We start from the raw sequence: 257 nt of genomic DNA on the forward strand, positions 1-257 counted from the left end.
GGCTTATCCCGAAGCGACAAACAATGTATTCGGCCACACCGCAAGCGTAACTGTCGCCAATGCAGGCAAGCTACAGGTAACAGGCACGACAGCAGCAGCTTCACAGGCGCAAGTCTCAGGCTTCGCTAACGACGCGACCACGGCGGGAAGTATTGCTTTAAGCAAGTCACGAAGCGGCACGGCAGGCACAAACACAATCGTCACTTCTGGCGACGTATTGGGCAAGATTACCGCCTATGGCGCGGACGGCACTAACT

Annotated in this window: 1 protein-coding gene; it reads left to right on the top strand. The window is 56.0% G+C overall.

Annotated features, from left to right (window positions below):
- Positions 1 to 257, top strand: a 257-nt coding sequence (locus Q4528_RS14635; RefSeq protein ID WP_303522384.1) for a hypothetical protein, incomplete at both ends; no start/stop codon positions are given.

The sequence above is a fragment of the Staphylococcus pasteuri genome, assembly GCF_030547725.1.
Taxonomy (GTDB): Bacteria; Bacillota; Bacilli; order Staphylococcales; family Staphylococcaceae; genus Staphylococcus; species Staphylococcus pasteuri.